Origin of the sequence: Quadrisphaera sp. DSM 44207 (genome assembly GCF_900101335.1) — a bacterium.
Lineage (GTDB): Bacteria > Actinomycetota > Actinomycetes > Actinomycetales > Quadrisphaeraceae > DSM-44207.
This window is the reverse complement of the sequence record NZ_FNKA01000001.1, coordinates 540,439-560,709: the sequence shown is the minus strand read 5'-3', so window position 1 is coordinate 560,709 and position 20,271 is coordinate 540,439. Positions and strand designations below refer to the sequence as shown.

The following is a 20,271-nucleotide window of genomic DNA, read 5'->3' as shown; positions in this document are numbered from 1 at the left end:
GGGTCAGCGGGCGCGCACGAGGCCCAGGCCCGTGCCGCCGGAGAAGCCGGGGAAGACGTCGCCCAGCGACCCGGCGCCGCAGCGCTTCTGCAGCACCTCCCCGACGATGCCGCGGAAGTCGGTGGTGCCGGCGAGCGCGCCGTCGTCCAGGGCCGTGGTCGACAGCCCGGGCCACCGGCCGTGCACGCGGCCGCCGACCACGCCGCCGCCCATCATGAGCACGAGGTTGCCGTGGCCGTGGTCCAGCCCGCCGGAGCCGTTCTCGCCCGCGCGGCGGCCGAACTCCGACAGCGTCAGCAGCGTCACCCCGCTCATGCGGGGGCCGAGGTCGGCGGCGAAGGCGGCCAGCGCCGACGCCAGCTCGGCCAGCTTGTCCCGCATCCACCCGCGGTCGTGGCGGCCGAGGTCGTTGTGCATGTCCCAGTCGCCGTAGTCGACCGCGGCGACCTGGACGCCGACGTCCGCCTTGACCAGGCGCGCCACGTCGCGCAGGCAGGTGCCCAGGTCGCCCGCGGGGTAGGCCGCCCCGGGCGCGGCGCTCGTCCCGGCGATGGTGCGCGCCGCCTCCAGCGCCCGGGCGCCCGCGGCGGCCACGGTGGGCGGACCCTCCCGGTGCAGCTCGGTCAGCGCCGTCGTCCAGCGCGCGTGCTCCGCGGCGCTCCAGGGCCCGGCGAGCGCGAAGCCGTCCAGCGACCCGACCGTCAGCTCCTGGGACGGCCCGACCAGGGACGCCGGCGTGGTGGGGCTGCCGAGCGAGACCGCGGCGAGGGGGGTCTCCGGGGCCCGGGTGCCCAGGGTGCGGTCGAGCCAGCCGGTGCGCAGGCCGCTGCCGGGCGCGGCCCGCTCCATCTCCTCCATCGCCTTGAAGTGGGAGCGGGTGGGGTCCGGCTGGCCCACCCCCTGCACGGCGCCGAGCGTGCCGGCGCGCCACAGCGGCAGCAGCGGCGCCAGCGCCGGGTGCAGGCCGAAGGTGGAGTCCAGGGGCAGCAGCGCGGACGCCGGGATCCCGATGGTGGGCCGCAGGCGGCGGTAGTCGGGGTCGCCGCCGGGCACGATCGCCGAGAGCCCGTCGAAGCCCCCGCGCAGGGAGAGCACCACGAGCACGTCGCCGGTGTAGCCGGGTGCGGCCAGGGCGACGCGGGTGTGCACCGCCTCGGTGGCCGCGAGCGTGAGGGCCGCGCCGCCGAGGGCCTTCAGGAGGGTGCGCCGGGTCAGGCCGCCGCCGGGGCCGCCGCCCGGGCCGCCGTCCGGGCAGGTGCAGGGCAGCGTGGTCGCAGGCACGGTCATCGCTCCATGTGTCCGGGGGCGTGCAGCACCGTCTGGACGACGGAGGGCAGGCGCCAGGTGATCCACTCGTCGTCCGCGCGCAGCGGGGTGACCGCCGAGCGCTCGCAGAAGGCCAGCAGCACCGAGCGCTCGCGCGCCGTGGCCGGGCGCCCCAGCAGGCGGGCGAGCAGGGCGTCGACGACCTCGCCGAACGTGTCGGGCAGCGGGCGGGGCAGCAGCACGGCCAGGTCACCGCGGCGCAGGTCCGCGGGCCACCAGCCGTTGACGACCTCGGTGGTCTTGTTCCAGCGGCGCATCGTGGCGCCGGCGGACTGCCAGGCGACGGCGACGTCGGGGTAGCCGTTGGGCGGGGCCCACGCCAGCGGCGCCATCCCGATGTCGCGGGCCTGCCAGTACAGGTAGTCCATGCCGCCGAGGCCGCTCGGGCCGGGGGTGGAGCCGATCGCGCGCACGGCGGCGACGAAGCCCTCCAGCGGGCGGCGGGTCTTGGTGCGCCGGGCCGCCCAGAACTCGGGGCTGGCGAAGAGCTGGCGCAGCACCGGGACGACGCGCGTGCCCTGCGCGAGGTAGGTGGCGGCCAGGCGCTCCACCAGCGCCGCCGGCGGGTCGTCGGCGACGAACCGCACGCACAGCTTGCGCGCGATGGTGGCGGCCGTGCGCGGGTGGTGCGCGAGGTGGCGCACCAGGTCGGCCTGCACGCGCTGGCCGTCCGCGGCGCTGTGCGCCCCGGTGCTCCACCCCATCACCGCGGCGGCGCCGGGGTCGTGGCGGCGCTCGTCGTAGCGGTACAGGCCCGTGGCGTCGTCGACCGCGGCGCCGGTGAGCACCCGGGCCGCCGCGCGCACCCCCTCCTCGCCGTAGCCGGCGTCGACGCCGACGGTGTGCAGCTCCAGCAGCTCGCGGGCGTAGTTCTCGTTGGGCGCGCCGCGGGTGTTCGTGGCGTTGTCCAGGTAGCGCAGCATCGCCGGGTGGCGGGCGGAGGCGAGCAGCATGGCGTCGAAGGAGCCGAGCGCGTGCGGGCGGATCACCGTCGCGTCGTAGTCGTGGCGGTTGTCCCACACGTCCGAGGCGGGGTTGGTGACGTTGAGGTGGTTGGACCAGAAGTCGCACACCACCTCCAGCAGCTGCCGGCGGCTCCAGGTGGCCCGCGCCAGGGTCGCCTGCCCCAGCTCCCACATCGAGTCGTAGTTGCCGAACGAGCCGCCGCCGCGCGTCTGCGGGATCGACCAGGACAGGCGGCCGAAGCGGCGCACCAGGGCGTCGCACGCGGCGTCGTCGATCGCGGCGGGCTCGAGCTGGGCGTCGAGCCATGCCTGCGGGTCGCGGCGCACCTCCTCGACCAGGGTCGGCGTCGCGCCCCAGGTCAGGCGCCGCACGAGGTGCTGGACGTCGTCCTGCGACAGCGGTGCGGGCAGCAGCGCACCGGGCACGTGCCGCCGCACGCGGTCGCGCAGGGCCAGCAGGGCCGGCGTCGGGCTCACGGTCGGTCCTCCCTCGCTCCGCGTGGCGCCATCGACGCTAGGTGATGACATGTGACGATCTGTGCATGTCAGCGGTGGACGGCGCGTCGCGAGCGCCTCGTGAGCTCCTCCTGAGCTCCTCGTGAGCCTCCTCGTGAGCGCCTCGTGAGCGGGCGGATCGGCGGCGGCGACCGCTACGCCACGGCGGCCCTCGTCGCGGAGGCGTTCGCCGCGGACCTGCCCGCCGGCGCCGTGCCCGGCGTCGTCGTGGCCAGCGGCGAGGACGCGGCCGGCGGCATCGACGCCCTGAGCGCGACGTTCCTCGCCGGCCACGTCGGCGCCCCGGTGCTGCTGACGGCGCGCGACCGCCTGCCCGCCCCGACCCGCGACGCCGCGGCGGCGCTGCTCGGCGGGAGCGGCGGCGGCTCGGGCGGCGGCTCGAGCGCCGGTGCGGGCGCCGGGGCGGGCGCGGGGCGCACGGTGCACGTCATGGGCGGGCCCGCCGTCGTCGCGGACGCCGTCCTGGACCACCTGCGCGAGCTGCTGCCCGGCGCGCAGGTGGTGCGCGTGCAGGGCGGTGACCGCTACGCCACCGCGGCCGCCGCGGCCCGCCTCGGCGCGGCCTCCATCGCTCCCCGCGCGCTGCTCGCGGGCTCGCCCGCCGCCCGCACCGCGCTCGTGGCCAGCGGCACCAACCCCGCCGACGGCCTGTCCGCGGGGCCGCTGGCCTACGCCGGGCGCGTGCCGCTGCTGCTGACCGCGCGCGACGCCCTGCCCGACGCCACCCGCTCGGCGCTGCGCGACCTCGGGATCGCCCAGGTGGTGGTGCTCGGCGGCAGCGCGGTGGTCTCCTCCCGCGTGCTCGACGCCCTGGCCGCCGACGGGCTCGAGGTCGTCGTCGCCGCGGGCGCCACCCGCTACGACACCGCCGCCGTGCTGCTGGCGCTGGCGAGCGCGCCGCAGGCCGGCGCCGGCGCCGCGACCGGGCCGGGCGGCGTCGCCGGCTTCGGGCTCGGCTTCGCCGACGCGGCGCAGGGCTACCTCGTCAACGGGGTGCGCTTCCCCGACGCCCTGGCCAGCGGGCCGCTCGCCGGCAGCCGGCAGCGCCCCCTGTACCTGACCGCGCCGAGCGGGCTGAGCGGTGAGACCGCCGGGGCGCTGGCCGCCACCGCGACGTCCTCGGTGACGGCCATCGGCCTCGCCGGCGCCGTGCCGGACGCCGTCCTCGAGGCCGCGGACGCCGCCGCGCGCGCCTGAGCCCGCCGCTGCCGCTCGCGCCGGCACGTGCGCGGCCGCGGGCGCGCCGCGGTGCTGACACCGCGGGCGAGCAGGCCGGGAGCCGAGCGGCGCCGGGGTCGCGGCGGGGGTCGCGGCGGAGCGCCCGCCGCGGCGCGGGCGGTCCCTCTACGGTGGGCGCCATGGGCGCGGCGTGCGAGCGGGTGGTGGCCGTGGTCGTCGCCTTCGACCGGCGCGAGCTGCTCGTGCGGGTCCTGCAGGCCCTCGCCGCGCAGACCCGCCCCCTCGACTGCGTCGTCGTCCTCGACAACGCCTCCTCCGACGGCTCCGCCGAGGCCGCGCGCCGGGCCGCGGCCGACCTCGCCGTGCCGGTCGACGTCGTCGCGCTGCCGCGCAACACCGGCGGCGCCGGCGGGTTCGCCGCCGGGCTGGCGCGCGCGATCACTGAGCACGCCGCCGACTGGGTGTGGCTGATGGACGACGACACCGTCCCCACCCCGACGGCGCTGGAGCAGCTGCTCGCCGCGCGCGACGCCCACCCCGGCGAGGTCGCCGTCCTGGCCAGCCGGGTGGTCTGGCACGACGGGCGCGAGCACCCGATGAACACCCCGCGCCGGCGCCCGCTGGCCCGCGCGGCGGCGAGGGCGGGCGCCGCGTCGGCCGGTGCCGTGCCCGTGCGCTCGGCGTCGTTCGTCTCCCTGCTCGTCGACGCCGAGGCCGTGCGCGCCGACGGCCTGCCGGTGGCCGACTACTTCATCTGGAACGACGACTTCGAGTTCACCACCCGGCTGCTGCGCGCCCGCACGGGCCTGCACTGCCCGGCCAGCGTCGTCGTCCACGAGACGCGGGTGTTCGGCGGCACCGACGTCGACCCCGGCCCCCGGTTCTACTTCGAGGTGCGCAACAAGGTCTGGCTCTTCACGCGCTCGGGGGGCCTGGCGCCGTGGGAGAAGGCGCTGTACGGCGGGTCGACGCTGCTGCGCTGGGCCCGCACCCTGGCCGGCTCCTCGCAGCCGCGGGTGCTGCTCGCCGGCCTGCGCCGCGGGCTGGCGGACGGCCTGCGCCGGCGCCCGCGCCCGACGTCGCAGGTGCTCGAGGGGCTCGGCGCCGTCAGCGCCGCCGTGGTCGCGGTCGAGGCGGGCGCCGGCCGGTGACGGAGTTCTCCCTGCTGCTGCCCGTGTACGCGGGAGATCGCGCGGCCTTCCTGGAGCGGGCCTTCACCTCCGCCGTCCGGGAGCAGACCCGGCGCCCCGCCGAGGTCGTCGTCGTGCGCGACGGGCCGGTGCCCGCGGAGCTCGCCGACCGCCTCGCCGACCTCGTGGCCGCCTCCCCGGTGCCGGTGACCGTGCTGCCGCTGGTGCGCAACCGGGGCCTCGCGCTGGCGCTGGAGGCCGGCCTCGCGGCGTGCCGGCACGACGTCGTGGCGCGCATGGACGCCGACGACGTCAGCGCCCCGCACCGCTTCGCGGTGCAGCTGCCGGTGGTCGAGGCCGGCGCGGACGTCGTCGGGTCGGCGCTGGTGGAGTTCGCGCACGACGAGACCGAGGTGCTCGCCGTGCGCACCCCGCCGCTGACCCACGAGGCGATCGCGGCCCGCGCCCGCTTCCACAGCCCCTTCAACCACCCGACGGTGGTCTACCGGCGCTCCGCGGTCGCGCGCGCCGGCGGCTACCGCGAGCTGCCGCTGCTCGAGGACTACTGGCTGTTCGCCCGCATGATCGCCAGCGGGGCCCGCACGGCGAACGTCGCCGAGCCGCTCGTGCGCTACCGCGTCGGGGCCGGCTCGTACGCGCGCCGCGGCGGGCTGCGCCTGCTGCGCTCGGAGGTGGCGCTGCAGCGGCACCTGCACGAGGAGGGCTTCACGACCGGGGCGCAGTTCGTGCGCAACCTCGTGGTGCGCGGCGGCTACCGGGCGGTGCCGGTGGGCCTGCGCCGCCTGGCCTACCGGGCGGTGTTCACCCGCGGGCCGCGACCCCGCCCGTAGGGCGGCCGGCGCGACCCCGCGGGTGCCGGCGCGACCCCGCGGGTGCCGGCGCGACCCCGCGGACGACGGCGACCCCGTCGACGACCGCGACCCCCTCGACGACGGCGGGGACGCCGCCGACGTCGGGGACGGCTGCCGCGGCGGCGTCGAGCCTGACAGCCCTCGGCAGGTTCGTGCCGCGTCCCCGCCGCGGCAGCTCCACGGGTCTTTTGTCCGGTTGACACCGAGTGTCCGTTTGATGACGGTGGGCTCTCCGACTCAGGACGCAGCCGCCGGGGGGACCGTGCTCGTGGACCAGTCGTCACTCTCACCCGCGCCACCGCGCCCTCTGACGCGAGGGACCGCGCCGCCCTCGGTGGTGCCGCAGCGCTCGGCGCCGCCGCAGCCGCCGCGCCCGTCGCAGCGCTCGCCGCTGCGCTCGCCGCCGCGTCCGGCGTCCCGCCCGGCGCGGCCGCAGCCCTCGGCTCAGCCGCTGCCCTCGGCACCGCCGCAGCCCTCGGCTCAGCCGCTGCCCTCGGCACCGCCGCAGCCGTCGCTCCCAGCGCCGGACGCCGCCGCGCCCCTCGTCCTCATCACGGGCGTGGCCCCGGTCTACGGCCACGGGCTGTGCTCGGCGCTGGCGCACAGCGGCATGCGCAGCGCCCTGGTTCCCGACCTGGAGGAGCTCGAGGCCGCCGCCGGCGACGGCGCGACGTGCCTGCTCGTCGTCCCCCAGGAGCTCGGGACCCGGGCGCTGGCGGCCCTCGACGGCCGGCGGCGCCGCGTCGAGCTGGTGCTGCTGCTGCGCGACGACCGGCCGAGCAGCTACCTGACGGGCCTGCGGGCGGGGGCCCGCAGCTTCGTGCACCCGAGGGCGCGCCTGCCCGAGGTCGTCGCCGTCCTGCGCGGCGCCGCCCGCGGGCTGACGCTGCTGCCGCCGGCCGTGGTGCGCTCCCTGTGCCGGCCGCTGCACACCCAGCCGGCCCCGCAGCTGTCCGAGCGCGAGCGCTCCTGGCTGCGCCAGATCGCCGCCGGCGTGACCGTCGCCGAGCTCGCCCAGCGCTCCTCCTACTCGGAGCGGGAGATGTACCGCCTCCTGGGCAGCGTCTACCGGCGCCTCGGCGCCAAGAACCGCACCGAGGCGCTGTTCACGGCCCAGCGCTCGGGCCTGCTCGCCGACCCCCGCTGAGCACCGCCGGCCGAGGCCCGCGCCGCCGCGGCGCGAGCGCCTCGGCCGCCGGGCTCTCGCACGCCGACGATGCGGTGTCACGCAGCGTTGATTCGACTTGACACCCCATGTGCCTGCGGTCACTGTCTCGAGAGGTGGTCATGGTTCAGGTGCTCGCGAGGCCGCGGCTGCCGTCAGACGTCGTCCAGCCCGAGGCGGTGCAGGTGGAGGTCCCCGAGGAGCGGTCCTCCTCACCGTCGCGGCGCGTCGTGCTGGCCGGGCTGCCCGAGCTGTACGGCCACGGCCTGCAGGAGGCCCTGAGCGCCGCCGGCGTCGGCCCCGTGCTCCTCCTGGACGGCCAGGACATGGCCGGCGCCCTGCCCGACGCCCTCGCCGACGCCCTGCCCGTGGACGGCGCCGCGCTCGTCGTCGTCCCGGACGAGCGCGCCGAGCCCGTCCTGGCCCTCGCCTCCCGGGACGGCGGCGCGCTCGCCGTCGTGGAGGTCACCGAGGAGGAGTCGCTGGAGACGTTCGTCACCGCGGTGCGCCGCGGCGCCGTGGGCGTGCTGCACACCGGCGCCGACCTCGACCTCGCGGTGGAGACCGTGCGCTCGGCCGCCGCGGGGCGCATCGTCCTGCCCGAGCACGTGGCCCGCGCCCTGTGCGAGCCGTCGCCGCTGGCCGCGGCCCCCCAGCTCGAGCCGCGCGAGCTGGGCTGGCTGCGCCAGCTGGGCCGGGGCGTCACCGTCGCGGTCCTCGCGCAGTACGCGGCGTACTCCGAGCGCGAGATGTACCGCCTGCTGTCCAAGACCTACGCCCGCCTCGGCGCCGCCAGCCGCACCGACGCCCTGCTGCGCGCGGAGCGGTGGGGCCTGCTCGATGAGTGAGCAACCCCCGGGCGGCGCGCCCGGGGCCCGCCTGCCGGACCCGCCCGACCTGCCGGACCTGTCGGACCTGCTGGACCCGCCGCAGCCGCCGGGGCCCTCGGGCGCGCCGTCCGGCCCGCGCTGCGGGCCCGACGGGGTGCCCCCGCTGGTGGACGCCGCGTGGCTGGCCGAGCACCACGACGAGGTGGTGCTGCTGCAGGTCGACGACGACTCGGCGTCCTACTACGACGTGCACCTGCCCGGCGCCCTGCCGGTGGCCACCTACGACGACCTGTACGAGCAGGTGCGGCGCGGTCCCATCACGCGCGAGCACTTCGAGGAGCTCATGCAGAGCCGGGGCGTCACGACGGACGACCACGTCGTCCTCTACTCGGCCACGGCCCACGAGGACCGCGACCACTCCACGTTCGCCTACTGGCTCATGCGCCTGTACCGCCACCCGCGCGTCAGCGTCCTGGACGGCGGCATGCTGGCGTGGGTGCGCGCCGGCCACCCGCTGCAGACGCGCGTGCCCACCGCCCGCCGCGTCGGCCGCTACACCAGCCCCGGCCGCGACCCGTGGGCGGCGGTGGGCCGCGACGAGCTGCTCGCCCGCTACGTCGGCTCCCGCGACGGCACCCTGCTCATCGACTGCCGCACCCCGGAGGAGTACCGCGGGCGCGCCCACCACCGCCTCGACGTCGCCGTCGAGCGGCACCGGGTCAGCGGCCGGATCCCCGGCGCCCGCAGCCTGCCGTCCGCGCTCCTGCTGCGCGACACCCGCTTCCGCAGCCGCGAGGAGCTGCACCAGCTCTTCGCCTCCCGCGGCGTCTCCGCCACGACGGACGTCGCGCTGTACTGCCGCACGCCCGAGCGCAGCGCGACGCTGTGGTTCGCCCTGGCCGGGCTGCTGGAGCACCCCCGCGTGCGCCACTACGTCGGCGGCTGGGCGGAGTACGGCGCCCTCCTCGACGTCCCCGTCACCCGCGACTGAGCCCGGCGCGCGCGGCAGGCCGCCGCGCGGGGTGCGGCGACGGGTCCTCGCTCCACGGCGGGTCCTCGCCCCACGCGCCCCCACGTCCTCGGCGCGCCCTCCTGCGCACCTCCGAGCACCCCGCGCACCTCTGCGAGCACCCCTGCGCGCACCCCTGCCAGCCACCTCGCCGACACCTCGCCGACACCCGCTGACCCGCCTCTGACCTGCCAGGACGCGTGTTCGCACGGTCAGGCCCCCGCCGCAGGCCCGGCAGCACCGCGACAGTGTCTGTGTCAGTCCTGTGACGCCCCGTCCGCAGGGCCGTGACGCACCCGTGCGAGGGGCCCTCCTCCCGGTTGACGGGCCCCCACGGCGCTGGCGAGCCTCGGGGTGCCGGACCCGGCAGGGGCCCGAACCCGGGGCCTGCGGCCGGCGACCACCCGGCTACGAGGAGGACCCCCCATGCGTCGAGGCAGCGCCGTCGGCAGCGCCGGCACCAGCGCCGGCACCAGCGGTGCCGGATCCCGCACCGGATCCCGCACCGTGATCGTCGCCCGGATCGCCCCGGGCGCCGAGCCCGACGTCGCCCGGGTCTTCGCCGAGTCGGACCGCACCGACCTGCCCCAGCAGCTCGGCGTCACCGAGCGCTCGCTGTACAGCCTCGGCGACGCCTACGTGCACCTGGTGGAGTTCGACCGCAGCGCCGAGGAGGCGATGGCGGTGGCGGTGGGCCTGCCCGGCTTCCGCGACGTCAGCGCCCAGCTCCAGCCGCACATCTCGCCGTACCTGGCGACGTGGCGCTCGCCGGCCGACGCGCAGGCGCGCTGCTTCTACACCTACCGTCCCGGCTCGGGGCCGGAGGTGCTCGCGTGAGCACGCTCTCGACGCGCACGACCACCGACAGCGAGTGGGTGCGCTGCACGGCCTGCGGCCGGCTGCTCTACGGCCGCCGCCTCTCGCGCGAGCTCGGCGTCTGCCACGAGTGCGGCCACCACGGCCGCCTCGGCGCGCGCGCCCGGATCGCGCAGCTCGCCGACCCGGGCAGCTTCGAGGAGCTGACCGTCGAGCCGCCCGCGGACGACCCGCTGGGCTTCACCGACTCCCAGGCCTACCCCGACCGGCTGCGCGCGGCGCGCGCCGCCACCGGCGAGGTCGAGGGCGCGGTCGTCGGGGCCGCGACGCTCGGCGGGCACCCGGCCGTCCTGGCCGTCATGGACTTCGACTTCCTCGGCGGCAGCATGGGCGCCGCCGTGGGCGAGGCGGTGGCCAGCGCCGTCGACCACGCGCTGGAGCGGCGCCTGCCCCTGGTCGTCGTCACCGCCTCCGGCGGCGCGCGCATGCAGGAGGGCGCGGTCTCCCTGCTGCAGATGGCCAAGACCAGCCAGGCGATGGCGGTGCTGCGCGAGGCCGGCCTGCTGTCGGTGTGCGTCCTGACGGACCCGACGTTCGGCGGCGTGACGGCGTCCTTCGCCACCCTCGGCGACGTCCTCGTCGCCGAGAGCGGGGCCCTCGTCGGCTTCGCCGGGCCCCGCGTCATCCGCCAGACCGTGCCGCAGCCGCTGCCCGAGCGGTTCCAGGTCGCCGAGTCCCTCCTCTCGCACGGGCTGGTCGACCGGGTGGAGACGCGCGACCAGCTGCGCCCCGTGCTCGTGCGCCTGCTGGCCCTGTCCGCGGCCGCCGCGGACCCCGCCGCCCGCGCCAAGGCCCAGGCCGCCGCGGCGGAGACCGGGCCGGAGACCGGGCCGGCGCCGCGCCGCGAGCCGGGCCCCGACGGGCGCGACCCGTGGGACGTCGTGCGCGAGGCCCGCCACCCGGGCCGGCCGACGGCGACGGACTACCTCGCGACGGCGTTCGACGACGTCGTGGAGCTGCACGGGGACCGCGCCCTCGCCGACGACCCGGCGATCGTGGGCGGCCTCGCCTCCATCGGGGGGCGCACGGTCGTCGTCGTGGGCCACCAGAAGGGCCACGACACCCGCGAGCTGGTCGCCCGCAACTTCGGGATGCCGCACCCGGAGGGCTACCGCAAGGCGCTGCGACTGTTCGCCCTGGCCGAGCGGCTCGGCGTGCCCGTCGTCACGCTCGTCGACACCCCCGGCGCCTACCCGGGCGTGGCGGCGGAGGAGCGCGGCCAGGCCGGCGCGATCGCGGAGCTCATCGCCCGCTCCGCGCGCCTGCGGGTGCCGGTCGTCAGCGTCGTCACGGGCGAGGGCGGCAGCGGCGGGGCCCTGGCCCTCGCCACCGCCGACCGCCTGCTGCTGCTGGAGAACGCGTTCTTCTCCGTCATCAGCCCCGAGGGGTGCGCGGCGATCCTGTGGCGCACCGCGGGCGCCGCCGCGGAGGCGGCGCGGGCGCTGCGCCTGACGGCGGGCGACCTCGTGCGCCTCGGCGTCGCGGACGGCGTCCTGGCCGAGCCCCCCGGCGGTGCCCACGCCGACCCGGTCACGGCGGCCGCGATCGTGCGCGCCGCCGTCCTGGAGGAGCTCGCGGCCCTGGAGGAGCTGGACCCGGACGAGCTCGTGCGCCGCCGCAGCGCCCGCCTGCGCGCCGTCGGCGCCGGCCCGGCGAGGTGGTCCGCGTGAGCGCCTCGCCCCAGCCCTCGCGCCTGCCGGCCGCCCGCACGGCCGACCCGCAGCCGGACGACCTCGCCGAGCTGTGCGAGCAGGCCGTCTCGCTCGCCCGCAGCCTGCGCGGCCCGCTGCGCCGCATCGCCGTCCGCCGCGGCGAGGCGGCCGTCGAGGTCGACTGGCACGAGCCGGCCGGCCCGCCCGCGGGCACCGCGCCGGCCGGTGCGCCGGCCGCGCCCGGCGCGGCGAGCGCGCCCGCCCTGGTGGCCGAGGACGCCGTGGCGGTCGACGAGGACGCGGACGGGCACGTGGTGCGCGCCCCGCTCGTCGGCACCTTCTACCGCTCGCCCTCGCCGGGGGCCGAGCCGTTCGTCTCCGTCGGCGACGTCGTCGCCGTCGGCCAGGCGCTCGGGATCGTCGAGGCCATGAAGCTGATGAACCCGATCCTCTCCGACGTCGAGGGCGAGGTCGTCGAGCTGCTCGTCGGCGACGCCCAGGCGGTGGAGTTCGAGCAGCCGCTGGTGCGGGTGCGTCCCGGGCCGCAGGTGCCTGGCGCCGCGACCCCGGCCGTCGGGGTGGGGTGAGGACGTGTTCTCCAAGGTGCTCATCGCCAACCGCGGCGAGATCGCGGTGCGGATCGCGCGCGCGTGCCGCGAGCTCGGGATCGAGGTCGTGGCCGTGCACTCCACGGCCGACCGCGACGCGCCGTTCGTGCGGCTCGCCGACGAGGCCGTGCAGATCGGCCCCGGCCCCTCGCGGCACAGCTACCTGAACATCCCCAACATCATCGAGGCGGCGCGCCAGACCGGCGCGGAGGCGATCCACCCCGGCTACGGGTTCCTCTCCGAGGACCCGGACTTCGCCGAGGTGTGCGCCGACGCGGGCATCGTCTTCATCGGCCCGCGCCCGGAGGTGATGAGCCGCCTGGGCAACAAGGCCACCGCCCGCTCCCTCATGGCGGCCGCGGGCCTGCCGCTGCTGCCCGGCGCGGTCGACCCCGTCCCCACCGTGGAGGAGGGCGCCGCGCTGGCCGACGAGATCGGCTACCCCGTGGTCGTCAAGGCGGTCGCGGGCGGCGGGGGGCGCGGCATCACCGTCGTGCGCGACGCCGCGTCGTTCGCGGAGGCCTACACGAGCACCCGCCGCACCGCGCACGCCGTCTTCCGCGACAGCAGCGTCTACGTCGAGCGCTACCTGGAGCGGGCCCGGCACGTGGAGGTCCAGGTGCTCGTGGACAACTACGGCAACGGCGTGCACCTGGGGGAGCGGGACTGCTCGGTGCAGCGGCGCCACCAGAAGCTCATCGAGGAGGCCCCCGCCACCTCGCTCGACCCCGACCAGCGGGCCGCGCTCGGCGCCGTCGCCCTCGAGGGCGCCCTGGCCGTGGACTACACGGGCGCGGGGACGTTCGAGTTCATCGTCGACCCCCAGGGGCGGGCCGCCTTCATGGAGGTCAACACCCGGATCCAGGTCGAGCACCCCGTCACGGAGGTCGTCACCGGCGTGGACCTCGTGCGCGAGCAGATCCGCATCGCCGCCGGCGAGCCCCTCGGGGTCAAGCAGGAGGACGTCGTGGTCACCGGCGCGGCCATCGAGTGCCGCATCAACGCCGAGGACCCGCGCCGGGCCTTCGCGCCCACGGCGGGCCTGCTCGACGTCGTCGAGCTGCCCGGCGGGCCCGGGGTGCGCGTGGACGCCGGGTACACGGCCGGCTCGCGCGTGACCCCCCACTACGACTCCCTGCTCGCCAAGGTGGTCGTCTGGGCGCCCGACCGCGAGCAGGCGCTGACCCGCATGCAGCGCGCCCTGGCGGAGCTGCGGATCGAGGGCCGCGGCGTGGCCACCACCCGCGAGCTGCACCAGGCGCTGCTGCGCTCGGAGGTCTTCCGCGCCGGGGAGCACCACACCGGCTTCCTCGACCAGCACCTGCCGGAGCTGACCGCGTGAGCCTCCCGACCCACCCCGCGAACCAGCACGACCCCACCGCAGACCAGCACGACCCCACCACCGAGGAGCACCCCATGGCCACCGCCCCGTTCACCGCGTCCGACCTGATGGACCTGCTGGTCCGCTCGGTCGGCCTGCCCTCCAGCGCCCGCACCGACGACACCTCCGCCACCCTCAGCGACCTCGGCCTGGACTCCCTCGCCGTGCTGCAGCTGCAGACCGAGCTGCAGCAGCGCTACGGCGTGGAGCCGGGGGAGTCCACCCGCGCCGAGGACGCCGTCGTCGGCGAGCTCGTCGCCTCCGTCAACGAGGCCGCCGCCAGCGGGGCGTCCGCGTGAGCGGCGCGGGGCACGTCGACAACACCGTCCTCATCGACGCCCCCCTGGACGTCGTGTGGGACATGACGAACGACGTGGAGTCCTGGCCGCAGCTGTTCACCGAGTACGCCACCGCCGAGGTGCTCGAGCGCTCCGGCAACACGGTGCGCTTCCGGCTGACCATGCACCCGGACGAGCAGGGCCGCGTGTGGTCCTGGGTCTCCGAGCGCACCGCGGACCCCGCCACCCGCGAGGTCGTCGCCCGCCGCGTGGAGACCGGCCCGTTCGACCACATGGACATCCGCTGGACCTACGAGGACACCGGGCGGGGCGTGGCCATGCGCTGGGTGCAGGACTTCGCGATGAAGCCCGACGCGCCCATCGACACGGAGGGCATGACGGCGCGCATCGACGCCAACACCGCCGTCCAGATGGCCGTGATCCGCGAGAAGGTCGAGGCCGCAGCGCGCGCCTCGGCCAGCCCCGCCGGCAGCCTCGCCGGCGGCACCGCCGAGAGCAGGAGCAGTTCGTGACCACGCACGTCGACCAGCCGAAGAGCACCACCGACCTGCCCGACGTGGGCTCGCCGCCGGACGTGGTGCAGCGCCACCAGGCGCAGGCGCCCGCCCCCGCCAGCATCCCCACCGTGGACGCGACGCAGGTGCCGGCCAACCGCCGGCGCGGCGGCGACGTGCGCACCGTGCTCGCGCCGTCGACCTGCGGGTCCACGACCGGGTTCATGGGCACCCTCACCCTGCAGCCGGGCGAGGCCGTCACGGAGCACTGGCACCCGTACTCGGAGGAGTTCCTCCTCTGCGTCAGCGGCGAGATCACCGTGCGCCTCGACGGCGAGCCGAGGACGCTGGCCGCCCAGCAGGGCGTGTGCATCCCGATCGGGGTGCGCCACCGCCTCGTCAACGACACCGAGCTGCCGGCGTTCGCCGTCTTCTCCCTCTCGCCGCTGGCCCCCCAGCCGCGGCTGGGCCACGTCGACACCGAGGCACTGCCGGGGGCCGCCTCGTGATCGGTGGTCGCCGCGCCGTCGTCACCGGCATCGGGGTCGTCGCCCCCGGGGGCCCCACCCGCGACGCGTTCTGGCAGATGCTCCTCGACGGGCGCACCGCGACCCGGCGGATCTCCTTCTTCGACGCCTCGGGCTTCCGCTCGCAGATCGCGGCCGAGGTCGACTTCGACCCCCGCGCCCGGGGGCTGACCCCCCAGGAGGTCGCGCGCACCGACCGCTTCGTGCAGTTCGCGATGGTGGCCGCGGACGAGGCCGTGGCCGACAGCGGCCTCGACCTGGACTCGGGCACCGGCGTGGACCACGACCGGCTGTCGATCAGCCTCGGCAGCGCGGTCGGCGCCACCATGCGCCTGGAGGACGAGTACGTGCGGGTCACCGACGGCGGCCGCAACTGGGTCGTGGACCCGGCCTACGGCAGCCGGTTCCTCTCCCAGGCGCTCGTGCCCAGCAGCGGCGCCGCCGAGCTCGCCGTCCGCTACAGGGCCCACGGCCCCGCCTCGGTGATGTCCACGGGCTGCACCTCGGGCATCGACGCGATCGGGTACGCCCTGCAGCTGATCGAGGACGGGGACGCCGACGTCGTCATCGCCGGCGCCAGCGACGCCCCGATCTCGCCGATCTCGGTGGCGTGCTTCGACGCCATCCGGGCCACGTCGGCGCGCAACGACAGCCCCGAGTCCGCCTCCCGGCCCTTCGACGCCACCCGCGACGGGTTCGTCATGGGCGAGGGCGGGGCCGTGATGGTGGTCGAGGAGTACGAGCACGCCCGCGCCCGGGGCGCGCACGTCTACGCCGAGGTCGCCGGCTTCGCGAACCGCTGCAACGCCTTCCACATGACGGGCCTGCGCCCCGACGGGGTGGAGATGAGCGCCGCCATCGACGAGGTCCTGCGCCAGGGCCGGCTGGACCCGGACGCCGTGGACTACGTCAACGCGCACGGCTCGGGCACCAAGCAGAACGACCGGCACGAGACCGCGGCGGTCAAGCGCAGCCTCGGCCAGCACGCGTACGAGACACCGATGAGCTCGATCAAGTCGATGGTCGGGCACTCGCTCGGCGCCATCGGCTCCATCGAGGTCGCCGCCTGCGCCCTCGCCGTCGAGCACGACGCCGTCCCGCCGACGGCGAACCTGGAGAACCGCGACCCGGAGTGCGACCTGGACTACGTGCCGAAGACCGCGCGGGACCACCGCACCGACGTCGCGCTGTCCGTCGGCAGCGGGTTCGGGGGCTTCCAGTCCGCGATCCTGCTCGTCGACCCCGAGCGGGGCTCCCGGTGAGCCGGGCCGGCGGCCGCGCGGTCGTCACCGGGCTCGGCGTCATCGCCCCCAGCGGGATCGGCACCCAGGAGCACTGGGCCACCGTGCGCGCCGGGCAGGTGCGCGTGCGGCCCGTGGAGGGGTGGGACACCACCACCTGCGGCGTCACCCTCGGCGGGCAGGTCGACGGCTTCAAGCCCGAGGACCACGTCGACGAGCGCCTGCTCGTGCAGACCGACCGCTGGACGTGGATGTCGCTGGCCGCCAGCCGGATGGCGCTCGCCGACGCGGCGTACGACCCGGCCGAGCACGACCCGTACGCGACGTCCGTGGCCCTGGCCGCGGGCTCGGGCGGCAACGAGTTCGGCCAGCGGGAGATGACGGGCCTGTACGGGCGCGGCCCGAAGGCCGTCACCACCTACCAGTCGATCGCGTGGTTCTACGCCGCCAGCACCGGCCAGGCGTCGATCTGGCACGGCACCAAGGGCCCGGCCAGCGTGCTGGTCAGCGAGGGCGCCGGCGGCCTGGACAGCATCGGCCACGCCCGGCGGGTGGTGCGCCGCGGCACGCCGACCGTGCTCGCCGGGGGCACCGAGGCCGGCCTGTCCCCGTACGCGCTCGCCTGCCAGGCGGTCGGGGGCCGGCTGACGCCCGGCACCACGGCGGCGGAGGGCTACCGGCCCTTCGACGTGCGCGCCGACGGCTACGCGCCCGGCGAGGGCGGCGCGGTGCTCGTGGTCGAGGACGCCGCCGCCGCGCTCGAGCGCGGCGCCCCGCAGGTGTACGGGGAGGTCGCCGGCTACGCGGCCACCCACGACGCGGAGTCGGTGACCGCGCCGGCCACGGACTCGCGCCAGCTCGCGCGGGCGATGGGCCGGGCCCTGGCCGACGCGGGGGTCACCCCCGACGACGTCGACCTGGTGATCGCGGACGCCGCGGGCGTGCCCGCGCTCGACGCCGTGGAGGTGCGGGCGCTGCAGGAGGTCTTCGGCGCCCGCACGACCCCGGTGCCCGTGGCCGCGCCCCAGGGCCTGGTCGGCCGGCTCAGCGTCGGCGGCTCGGCGCTGTCCGCGGCCACCGCGCTGCTGAGCATCCGCGACGGCGTGCTGCCCGCCGTCGGCAACCTGCACGAGCCGGTCCCGGCCGCCGGGCTCGAGCTCGTGCGCGAGGCCCGGGAGGGCCGCGTCGAGGTGGTGCTCGTCAACGCCCGCGGCCTGGGCGGCTTCAACAGCTCGATGGTGCTGCGCCGCTGGGTGCCCGAGGGGACCGCGTGAGCGGTGCCGGGGTGCGCACCGTCCTGAGGATGCGCGCGAAGGAGGGCTGCGAGCAGGCGTTCGAGGACGCCTGGCGCGGTGCCGCCGCGCAGATCAGCCGCGTGCGCGGCCAGGTGCGCCAGGAGCTGATGCGCGACGCGGCGGACCCGCGGTGGTTCGCGATCGTCAGCGACTGGACCGACCGGGCCAGCGTCGACGCGTTCGGGAGGTCCTCCGCCCGGGAGACCCTGACCGAGGCGCTGCGCGACCTGCGCGAGGACGCCGCCCGCTCGACGTTCACCGTGCTGGCCGCGGTGGACGCCGAGCGGCCCCCGCCGGTGCGCATCGACTTCTCCATGAGCGTGAAGCCGGGCGAGCAGGTGGCCTACGAGCGCGCGTACACCACGGTCGCCGAGCGGATCGGCGACGCGGCCGGGTACGTGCGCGAGGAGCTGCTGCGCGACGAGTCAGGCCTGCGCTACCACATCTTCGCGGAGTGGGAGTCCGAGGAGGACTTCCTGCAGTGGGTCGAGGACCCCGCGCACATGGCGGCGGGCGCGCCGCTGGTGCGGTGGCACTCGGTGGAGTTCCGCCGCGAGGTGCTCGAGATCCGCCGGCGCCCGGACGCCGACGAGGAGTTCCCGCCGCTGGCCTCGCCCGGCGGCGACGTCGAGGTGGACCGGGTGCGCGTCGACACCGCGGTGACCGTGCAGCCGGAGGAGCAGGACGCCTTCGAGCACGCCTACCTCGCCGCGGCGGCGCTGGCGCGCAGCGCCCCGGGCCACGGGTGCGAGGAGCTGCTGCGCGAGGCCGACGGGCTGCGCTACCACGTCGTCGCGGAGTGGGACTCCCTGCAGCGCTTCACCCACTGGGCGGCCGAGCCGGCGAACTGGGCCGCCGGGCCGCTGGGCCGGTGGCTGGCGCGCGGGGAGGAGCGGCGGGTCTTCGCGCTGCGCGCGCGCCCGCTGCCGCCCTCGGCGCAGCCGGCGCCCGAGGCGGCGTCGCAGGCGGCGTCGCAGCAGGCGCCGCAGCAGGCGCCGCAGCAGGCGCCCGATCCGGCGTCCGCCTCGCAGGAGCCGGCCGACGCCGTCCCGGAGGTGCTGGTCGCGGCGCCCGAGCCGGACCTGGAGGCGGTGGCGGGCGAGCCGGTCGTCGTCGATCCCGCGGCGATCGAGCCGGGGCTCGCCCCGGCGCCCCTAGAGCCGGTCGCGCCCGCGCGGCGCCCGGGAGGAGCCGGCGACCCGGAGGTGCTCGTCATCGGCGCCGGGCCGGCGGGCATGACCGCCGCCATCGAGCTGGCCCGCCGCGGCGTGCGCGTGCGCGTGGTCGACAAGCGCCCCGAGGCCTCCACCCAGGCCGACAAGGCGATCGGCATCCACTGCCGCACCATGGAGATCTGGGAGCAGCAGGGCATCGTCGCCGAGGCCATGGACGCCGGGGTGTGGCTGCACGGGCAGACCGTGTTCGTCAACGGGAAGCAGACCCACCAGGTCGACTGGGCGGGCCTGGACGAGCTGCCCTACGCCCACCTCGGCCTGCCGCAGTACGAGACCGAGCGGATCCTCGGCGCCAAGCTGGAGTCCCTCGGCGTGCGCGTCGAGCGCGGCGTCGAGCTCGTCGGCTTCACCCAGGACGACGAGGCCGTCACCAGCGTCCTGCGCTCCGCCGACGGGGAGGAGACGGTCCGCTCCCCGTACCTGCTCGGGTGCGACGGCGCGCACAGCGCGGTCCGCTCGGGCCTGGGCCTGCAGTTCGAGGGCGGGCTGTCGATGTTCCCGCAGCTGTTCATGCTCGGCGACGTCGACCTGGACTGGCAGATGCCGGCCGGGCACCTGCTGCGCTTCGTGCGCATCGAGGGCGACGACTTCACGGGCATGCTCGTCTGCGTCCCCCTCAAGGGCCGGGGCCGCTACCGGGTGGCGACCCTCGCCCCCGAGCGGCTGCAGAGGACCGTCGGCGCGGGCGTGGTCTCCGCCGGGTTCTGGAAGGAGTACGAGCCGCCGGGCCTGGCCGACATCCAGGAGGTCGTCACCGAGCTCGCGCCGCCCGGCACCACGGCGAGCAACCTGCGCTGGTCCTCGGTGTTCCGCATCAAGCACGGCATCGTCGACCGCTACCGCGTCGGGCGCGCCTTCGTCGCCGGGGACGCCGCGCACCTGCACCCCCCGGCCGGCGGGCAGGGCATGAACACCGGCATCCAGGACGCGTGGAACCTGGGCTGGAAGCTGGCCCTCGCCGTGCGGGGGCGCGCCGCCCCGGGCCTGCTGGACAGCTACGACGCCGAGCGCCGGCCCGCGGGCAGGGCGATCGTCGACCGCGCCGTCAACCTCGCCTTCACGGACGAGATGGACATGGAGGACGAGAAGGCGCAGTTCCTCCTCGAGATGCAGATGACGATGAACTACGCCGGCAGCCCGCTCGTCGGCGAGCGCCTCGAGGCGCCCCTGGGGGGCCCGGAGCCGGGCCACCGCGCCCCGGACGCCCTCGGCCTGCGCAGGTTCGGGGTGGCGCACCCGGTGCGGCTGTTCGAGGTGCTGGCCGGCCCGCGCACGGCCGTGCTGCTCTACGCCGACGCCACCGTCGGCGAGGAGGAGCTGCTGGGGTTCGAGAAGATCGCCGACGCGGTCCGCTCGCAGGCCCCCGGCCTGGTCGACGTGCACCTGGTCCTCAGCCCCGACGCCGCGGTGCCGCCGCTGCTGGACCTGCCCTCCCACCGGGACGCCGCGGAGGAGTACCGGGCCGCCTACGGCGTGCGCGGCGCCGCGGCGCACGTGGTGCGCCCCGACGGGCACGTGGGCTTCCGGTGCTCCCCGCCGTCCCCGGCGGCGCTGCGAGACCACCTCGCGGGCGTGCTCGCCTGACGCCGGTGCCGGCTGCAGCAGCGGCGGCGGCCGCCCCTCGCCGGGCGGCCGCCGCCGCTGCCCGCCCGGTCCTGACCACGGTCCGCG

18 protein-coding genes are annotated in these 20,271 nt (G+C 77.1%); 16 read left to right on the top strand and 2 right to left on the bottom strand.

Annotated features, from left to right (window positions below):
- Positions 1 to 3: 3 nt before the first annotated feature.
- Complete coding sequence (locus tag BLS82_RS02615) at positions 4 to 1,287, bottom strand: DUF1501 domain-containing protein (RefSeq protein WP_092861314.1); 1,284 nt, start codon at positions 1,285 to 1,287, stop codon at positions 4 to 6.
- Positions 1,284 to 2,768: a DUF1800 domain-containing protein gene (locus BLS82_RS02610; RefSeq protein WP_176818890.1), complete on the bottom strand. Its 1,485-nt coding sequence runs from the start codon at positions 2,766 to 2,768 to the stop codon at positions 1,284 to 1,286. The genes BLS82_RS02615 and BLS82_RS02610 overlap by 4 nt, the downstream gene beginning before the upstream one ends.
- Positions 2,769 to 2,912: 144 nt before the next feature.
- Between BLS82_RS02610 and BLS82_RS02605 the strand changes: the two genes are divergently transcribed.
- The 16 genes from BLS82_RS02605 (at position 2,913) to BLS82_RS02525 (ending at position 20,184) form a co-directional block, all read left to right on the top strand.
- Positions 2,913 to 4,004, top strand: coding sequence for a cell wall-binding repeat-containing protein (locus BLS82_RS02605; protein ID WP_092861310.1), 1,092 nt, complete (start codon positions 2,913 to 2,915; stop codon positions 4,002 to 4,004).
- 161 nt (positions 4,005 to 4,165) lie between these two features.
- Entirely contained in the window at positions 4,166 to 5,137 is a 972-nt protein-coding gene (locus BLS82_RS02600) for a glycosyltransferase (RefSeq protein WP_092861308.1), read from the top strand.
- Positions 5,134 to 5,967 carry a glycosyltransferase gene (locus tag BLS82_RS02595; protein ID WP_092861306.1) on the top strand — a complete coding sequence of 278 codons (834 nt, stop codon included), beginning with the start codon at positions 5,134 to 5,136 and terminating at the stop codon, positions 5,965 to 5,967. Before BLS82_RS02600 ends, BLS82_RS02595 begins: the two co-directional genes overlap by 4 nt.
- A gap of 580 nt (positions 5,968 to 6,547) precedes the next feature.
- Positions 6,548 to 7,135 carry a response regulator transcription factor gene (locus tag BLS82_RS15175; RefSeq protein ID WP_143028721.1) on the top strand — a complete coding sequence of 196 codons (588 nt, stop codon included), beginning with the start codon at positions 6,548 to 6,550 and terminating at the stop codon, positions 7,133 to 7,135.
- Positions 7,136 to 7,338: 203 nt separating this feature from the next.
- Positions 7,339 to 8,001 carry a response regulator transcription factor gene (locus BLS82_RS02580; RefSeq protein WP_143028720.1) on the top strand — a complete coding sequence of 221 codons (663 nt, stop codon included), beginning with the start codon at positions 7,339 to 7,341 and terminating at the stop codon, positions 7,999 to 8,001.
- On the top strand, positions 7,994 to 8,974 hold the full coding sequence (locus BLS82_RS02575; protein ID WP_092861299.1) for a sulfurtransferase: 981 nt from the start codon (positions 7,994 to 7,996) through the stop codon (positions 8,972 to 8,974). Before BLS82_RS02580 ends, BLS82_RS02575 begins: the two co-directional genes overlap by 8 nt.
- A 444-nt stretch (positions 8,975 to 9,418) precedes the next feature.
- Positions 9,419 to 9,829 carry a TcmI family type II polyketide cyclase gene (locus BLS82_RS02570; RefSeq protein ID WP_092861297.1) on the top strand — a complete coding sequence of 137 codons (411 nt, stop codon included), beginning with the start codon at positions 9,419 to 9,421 and terminating at the stop codon, positions 9,827 to 9,829.
- Entirely contained in the window at positions 9,826 to 11,538 is a 1,713-nt protein-coding gene (locus BLS82_RS02565; RefSeq protein ID WP_092861295.1) for an acetyl-CoA carboxylase carboxyltransferase subunit alpha, read from the top strand. Before BLS82_RS02570 ends, BLS82_RS02565 begins: the two co-directional genes overlap by 4 nt.
- Positions 11,535 to 12,107, top strand: coding sequence for an acetyl-CoA carboxylase biotin carboxyl carrier protein (accB, locus tag BLS82_RS02560; protein WP_218123468.1), 573 nt, complete (start codon positions 11,535 to 11,537; stop codon positions 12,105 to 12,107). The genes BLS82_RS02565 and accB overlap by 4 nt, the downstream gene beginning before the upstream one ends.
- Positions 12,108 to 12,111: 4 nt before the next feature.
- On the top strand, positions 12,112 to 13,470 hold the full coding sequence (locus BLS82_RS02555; RefSeq protein WP_092861293.1) for an acetyl-CoA carboxylase biotin carboxylase subunit: 1,359 nt from the start codon (positions 12,112 to 12,114) through the stop codon (positions 13,468 to 13,470).
- Positions 13,467 to 13,808, top strand: a complete 342-nt coding sequence (locus BLS82_RS02550; protein WP_092861291.1) for an acyl carrier protein — start codon at positions 13,467 to 13,469, stop codon at positions 13,806 to 13,808. Before BLS82_RS02555 ends, BLS82_RS02550 begins: the two co-directional genes overlap by 4 nt.
- 62 nt (positions 13,809 to 13,870) lie before the next feature.
- Positions 13,871 to 14,320: an SRPBCC family protein gene (locus BLS82_RS02545; RefSeq protein WP_369811039.1), complete on the top strand. Its 450-nt coding sequence runs from the start codon at positions 13,871 to 13,873 to the stop codon at positions 14,318 to 14,320.
- Positions 14,321 to 14,424: 104 nt separating this feature from the next.
- Positions 14,425 to 14,811 (top strand): cupin domain-containing protein, encoded by a 387-nt coding sequence (locus BLS82_RS15975; RefSeq protein WP_369811038.1) that lies wholly within the window; start codon positions 14,425 to 14,427, stop codon positions 14,809 to 14,811.
- Positions 14,808 to 16,091: a beta-ketoacyl-[acyl-carrier-protein] synthase family protein gene (locus tag BLS82_RS02535; RefSeq protein ID WP_143028719.1), complete on the top strand. Its 1,284-nt coding sequence runs from the start codon at positions 14,808 to 14,810 to the stop codon at positions 16,089 to 16,091. The genes BLS82_RS15975 and BLS82_RS02535 overlap by 4 nt, the downstream gene beginning before the upstream one ends.
- Positions 16,088 to 17,344 (top strand): beta-ketoacyl synthase N-terminal-like domain-containing protein, encoded by a 1,257-nt coding sequence (locus BLS82_RS02530; protein ID WP_092861287.1) that lies wholly within the window; start codon positions 16,088 to 16,090, stop codon positions 17,342 to 17,344. Before BLS82_RS02535 ends, BLS82_RS02530 begins: the two co-directional genes overlap by 4 nt.
- Before the next feature lie 29 nt (positions 17,345 to 17,373).
- Entirely contained in the window at positions 17,374 to 20,184 is a 2,811-nt protein-coding gene (locus tag BLS82_RS02525; RefSeq protein ID WP_092862633.1) for an FAD-dependent oxidoreductase, read from the top strand.
- Positions 20,185 to 20,271 lie beyond the last annotated feature (87 nt).

What these genes read in the sequence shown, in the direction of transcription:
- BLS82_RS02575 (WP_092861299.1), top strand. Translation starts at nt 7,994, where the DNA reads ATGAGTGAGCAACCCCCGGGCGGCGCGCCCGGGGCCCGCCTGCCGGAC.
- BLS82_RS02615 (WP_092861314.1), bottom strand. Translation starts at nt 1,287, where the DNA reads ATGACCGTGCCTGCGACCACGCTGCCCTGCACCTGCCCGGACGGCGGC.
- BLS82_RS02600 (WP_092861308.1), top strand. Translation starts at nt 4,166, where the DNA reads ATGGGCGCGGCGTGCGAGCGGGTGGTGGCCGTGGTCGTCGCCTTCGAC.
- BLS82_RS02545 (WP_369811039.1), top strand. Translation starts at nt 13,871, where the DNA reads ATGACGAACGACGTGGAGTCCTGGCCGCAGCTGTTCACCGAGTACGCC.
- BLS82_RS02525 (WP_092862633.1), top strand. Translation starts at nt 17,374, where the DNA reads ATGCGCGCGAAGGAGGGCTGCGAGCAGGCGTTCGAGGACGCCTGGCGC.
- BLS82_RS02570 (WP_092861297.1), top strand. Translation starts at nt 9,419, where the DNA reads ATGCGTCGAGGCAGCGCCGTCGGCAGCGCCGGCACCAGCGCCGGCACC.